This is a genomic window from Corallococcus sp. CA053C (assembly GCF_003611675.1).
Classification (GTDB): Bacteria; Myxococcota; Myxococcia; order Myxococcales; family Myxococcaceae; genus Corallococcus.
The window spans coordinates 1-4,935 of record NZ_RAWA01000567.1 but is presented as its reverse complement, the minus strand read 5'-3'; the positions used below and the strand labels follow the sequence as shown (position 1 = coordinate 4,935).

Annotated in this window: 3 protein-coding genes and 1 pseudogene; 2 read left to right on the top strand and 2 right to left on the bottom strand. The window is 72.4% G+C overall.

What is annotated here, in order from left to right; genetic code table 11:
- On the bottom strand, positions 1-334 hold a 334-nt coding region (locus D7V97_RS40020; protein WP_147445181.1), incomplete at its 3' end, for a CinA family protein.
- Positions 331-1,440, bottom strand: coding sequence for a GRAS family protein (locus D7V97_RS40015; protein ID WP_120615826.1), 1,110 nt, complete (start codon positions 1,438-1,440; stop codon positions 331-333). The genes D7V97_RS40015 and D7V97_RS40020, both read right to left, overlap by 4 nt.
- Before the next feature lie 419 nt (positions 1,441-1,859).
- Between D7V97_RS40015 and D7V97_RS40010 the strand changes: the two genes are divergently transcribed.
- Both D7V97_RS40010 and D7V97_RS40005 read left to right on the top strand, forming a co-directional pair.
- A complete protein-coding gene (locus D7V97_RS40010; RefSeq protein ID WP_120615825.1) occupies positions 1,860-4,628 on the top strand; it encodes a TonB-dependent receptor in 2,769 nt (922 codons plus the stop codon).
- A 1-nt stretch (position 4,629) separates the two neighbouring features.
- A pseudogene (locus tag D7V97_RS40005) lies at positions 4,630-4,935 on the top strand (hypothetical protein); the annotation flags it as partial.

The following is a 4,935-nucleotide window of genomic DNA, read 5'->3' as shown; positions in this document are numbered from 1 at the left end:
CCTCCGTCCCACCTCCAGGCCCCGCGATGCCCGTCTCCGCCACCGCCCAGTCCGCCCGCGAGCGCTCCAGCGCCCCCGCCGCCATCGCGGCCACCGCCTCCGCGCTCACCGACCCGTGCGCCTGCAACAGCGCCAGCGGCACCCCCAACTGCTCGCCCTTCGACTCGTTCGAGTACGGCACATAGCCGCGCTCCACCACCGCGGACGCCCCCGGCACGTCCGTCAGCGCCGCCGCGATGAGCCCTCCCGTGCACGCCTCCGCGAGCACCAGCCGCACCCCCACCTCCCGACAGCGCGCGAGGACCCTCGGCGCCAGCGCCTCCAGGTCGCTCACGCCGCCTCCTTCGGCACCGCCGCCAGCACCGCCACCAGCACGTCGTCGCGGAAGGTGATGCCCACCGTGCCCTCCTCCGCGCGCAGCCCCACCGCCGGGTGCATCCCCGGTGGACACACCGCGTCCATCCCGCCCCTCGGCGTGAAGCCCGCGCGCTCCAGTCGCTCCCACCACGACGTCGCCGTCTCGTGGCGCTCGCACCGCTCCGCCTCGTTCACCGTGCCCACGATGTCTTCCACCTCCCGGCCGAAGAAGCGCTTCATGGCGCGGCGCTCGCCGCCCGGCACCTCCAGCGTATCCAGCAACCGGAACACGCGGGAGAAGTGATGCCACGCATTGACCAATCGCTCACGCGCCGGGGCCCGGTGGTGGTCCACGTTCGGCTCGCACAACACCACCCCCACCGGCTCCAGCGACGCCAGCCTCCCGAGCACCCGGTCGCGCGCCTCGCCTTCCCGCGACGCCCCTTCCGCCACGTGGTGCAGCGCGAACGCCGCGTTCACCACCAGCGGCCTGCGCACCCCGCGCCACCGCGCCCACGTCGCCGCGTCCACGTCCTCCACCGGCGACTCCACCGCCTCGAACGCGAGCGACAGCCCCACCTCCTGGGCCACCCCCATCAGTGCGCACCGCGCCTCGCACAGGCTGGCCCCGCTCGGATCCACGCCCACCACCGTCAGGTGTCGGGGCAGCGCGCCCGCCCGCGCCAGCGCCCGCAGCAGGTTGCACTCCTGCCGCCCCTGGCCGATGCCCACGTCCAGCAGCGTCGCCTCCGCGTGGCCCCGCAGGAAGCCCGCGAGCAGCGTGTTCGCCACCGCGTCCGCCGCCGACGCCAATGGCAGGTGTTTCATCAACTGCCGGAACAGGTCGATCTGCGGCGCCCCGCCATCCACGTCCGAGGCCCGGTACGGATGCAGCGCCCCCGTCGCCCCCTCCAACCTGCGCGACAGCGCCGTGGCGAACACCGCGTAGTTCTCGTCCTCCGTCACCCGCTCCACGTCCAACATCCGGTACAGCCGCGCCAGCGTCTGCACCGTCGCCAACGTCCGCGCTGACAGCGCATGGTCCATCGCCTCGAGCAGCAGTTCATCCTTCGGCGTGCGCATGCGCCCTCCTCAGGAAGCCCCGGCCGTGGCTTCCACTCGACTTGAAAAACTGTAACGACGCCCCTGTGCATGGCTCCAGGGGCACACACCGCGGGCCCACTCCCCCGTGCAGGCGCGCACAGCACGCCCGCCCTGGTGGACGGACTGGCGGAGCCCGGCGGGGATGGCGGTGCGCGCGGGGGGCGCACCGCGGCATGAGCCCCGGGGACCGCGTCGTTTCCGCAAGAATGCACTGCCCGGATTGCCTGCTCAGGCCGTATGAAGGCAATCGTCGGTGTTTCCACCCTGGGCCGGGGGAGGAGCACCGGTTGCATCTGGGTGGAACGCATGGCTGCACGCAGGGGTGACATCGGTCCGAGACGCGCAGGTCCCATCCGGGGTGACAGCTCCGCGGTGCGCCGGTGGTGAAGCGGCCGCCCATGAGGCCACCCCGCACCTTCCTGCTGTGGTCAGCCTTCGTGCTGCTGTTCGGCACCGCGGCACGCGCGCAGGGGGTGCCGTCGTCCACCAGCGAGCTCCGCACGGTGGAGGTGGAGGTCCAGTCCACCGACGGCGGGCAGACCCTCTCCGCCGAGGACGCCTGGCGCCTGGGGCTCTCCCCGGACGCGGGTGACACGGCGCTCGTGCCCCCCACCCTCACCGCCGACGCGCCCGCCGCGTGGCCGGAAGGGCTGGAGGGCACCCCGGGCGAGGTGGAGCTGGAGCTGCTGGTGGACGTGGACGGCCGCGTCGCGGAGACGAAGGTGATCCGCGCCGCCTCCGAGCCCCGCCTCACCGACGCGGCGCTCGCCGCCGCTCCGGGCCTGCGCTTCACCCCGGCCACGCTGGGCGGCCTGCCCGTGGCGGTGCGCCTGCCCTTCCTCTACCGCTTCACGCCGCCCGTGCAGGTCCCCGCCACCACCACGCGCCTCACTGGCGAGGTGCGCGCACGGGGCACCCGCAGGCCGCTGGCCGACGCGGCCCTCTTCGTGGACGGAGCGCAGGAGCCCTCGGGCACCACCGACGCGCAGGGCCGCTTCACGGTGGACGTGACGCCGGGCGCGCACCGCCTGGAGGTCCGCGCGCCGGGCCACGCGACGACGACCTTCGAGGAGAAGCTGGAAGCGGGCCAGACGCTCCAGGTCGTCTACCGCCTCCAGCCGCGCGAGGTGAACCCCTATGAAACCGTCGTGCGCGACGAGCGCCCGCGCACGGAAGTGACTCGCATCAGTCTGCACGAGCAGGAGATCCGCGAGGTGCCCGGCACGCAGGGCGACCCCTTCCGCGTGGTGATGCTGATGCCCGGCGTGGGCAGCCTCGCGTCCGGCATCAGCTACCCGGTGGTGCGCGGCAGCCAGCCGGCGGCCACCGGGTTCTTCCTCGACGGCGTGCGCATCCCGATGCTGTACCACCTGCTGCTGGGGCCCGCGGTCATCCACCCGGACTTCATCGACACCGTGGACTTCCATCCGGGCGCGCCACCGGTGCAGTTCGGCCGCCTCCTGGGGGGCGCGGTGGAGGGGCGCCTCAGCCGTCCTCGCGAGGACCGGCTGCACTTCACCGCGTACGCGGACCTGCTCAACGCGGGCGGCTTCATCGAGCAGCCCTTCGCCTCCACCGGCACCAGCGTCAGCGTGGCCGGTCGCATCAGCTACTCCGCGCTGCTCATCTCGCTAGCGGCCAACACCCTCAACAACAAGGAAGCGGAGCAGGTGCGCGCGGGCTTCTGGGACTACCAGGCGCGCATCGAGCAGAAGGTGGGCCAGGGCCGCCTGCGCCTGTTCGCGCTGGGCAGCTCCGACGACGTGGGCCTCTCATCCCGACTGGAAGAAGGCTCGGACGGCGGCGGCGTCACGTCCCGGTTCCACCGCATCGACCTGCGCGGCACGCACCCGCTGGCGGGCGGCGAGGGCGAGCTCGGCGTCACGCTGGGCTGGGACGGCCTGGGCCTCACCGGCGAGCAGACGCTGCGCACCGGGGGCAACCTCGTCCGGCAGGACGTGGGCGAGTACGGCCTGAACCAGACGAGCCTCGCCGCGCGCACCGGCTGGCGCCGCGTGCTCACCGACACGCTGGAGGTGGCCGTGGGCGCGGACGTGGAGAACCGCCGTTCGGCCACCACCATCACCGGCACCGCGCGGCCCCCGGGCTGGAAGCCTTCCGACGAGGCGGATCCGCTCAAGCGGCCCTCGGCCATCGCCACCTTCTCCGGCGCGTACGCGTCCGTCACCTGGAGGCCCTCCGACACGTGGGTGGTGTCACCGGGCCTGCGCGTGGACGCGTACCACCTGGTGCCGGGCCTGACGTTCACCGCGGTGGAGCCGCGCCTGTCCGTGCGCCACACGCTGACGGACACCCTCACACTCAAGGGCGGCGCGGGCCTGTTCCACCAGCCGCCCACCGTGCTGCTGCACCTGCCCGCCATCGACACCGCCAGCCTGCGCTACGGCCTCCAGTCCGGCGCGCAGTTCGACGTGGGCGCGGAGTGGAAGGCACTGGAGGGGCTGGAGCTGAGCGCGGACGCGTACTTCAACCCGCTGTCGCGCGCGGTGGAGTTCGACCTGGTGGACGTGGCGGAGAACCGCCGACGCCGGGGCAGCCTGGGCACGGATCCCGCCACCACCGGCTACGCCTACGGCCTGGACCTGATGGCGCGCCATCCGCTGGGCAATCACTGGTTCGGCTGGGTGTCCTACAGCTTCCTGCAGAGCCGGCGGAAGGTGCGCTTCTCCCGCTACGGTGACGACAACCGGGTGGTGGAGACGGTGGAAGGCACGCTGCCCTTCGCCTTCGAACAGGCGCATGTCTTCAACGCCGCGCTCAGCTACAAGTTCGGCAACAACTGGACGGTGGGCACGGTGGTGCACTTCAACACCGGCCGTCCGGAGTCGGGGCAGATCACCTCGCAGACGCAGCGCTTCGTGAAGGGGCCGGACGACTCGGTCAACTGGGTGCGCCAGGACTTGGACCGCGCCGGCCGGCTGGCGTCGTTCTTCCGCGTGGATGCGCGCATCGCGAAGTCGTGGGCCTACCAGGACTTCACGCTGGACGCGTCGCTCGACGTGCTCAACCTCTCCGCGCAGCAGGAGGTCATCGCCTACGAGTACCGCTTCGAAGGCTTCGAGGACCAGGCGGGCCTCGAACCCCAACGCGCGCCCCTCCAGATTCCCATCATCGTTCCCCTCTTCGGGCTCAAGGCGACCTACTGACATGCGCCACGCACCGCTCCCCTTCCTGAGCCTGGGTCTCCTGGCCTTCTTCACCCTCACCGGCTGCGAGCGCTACCCGGAAGACCCCATCTTCGCCTACGGCCGCGTGCTCCAACCGGACGGCACGCCGAGCGTCGGCCAGTCGCTGACGCTCGAGCGCCAGCACGACGGCGGCTACGTGCCGCTGGTCACCACCACCACCGACGCCCGGGGCGAGCTCACCTTCGAGCTGCTCTCCGGCGACTCCGTGGATCAACTGGACTACGGGGAACAGCAGGCGCGGCTGCGGGTGGGGCTGCCGTTGGAC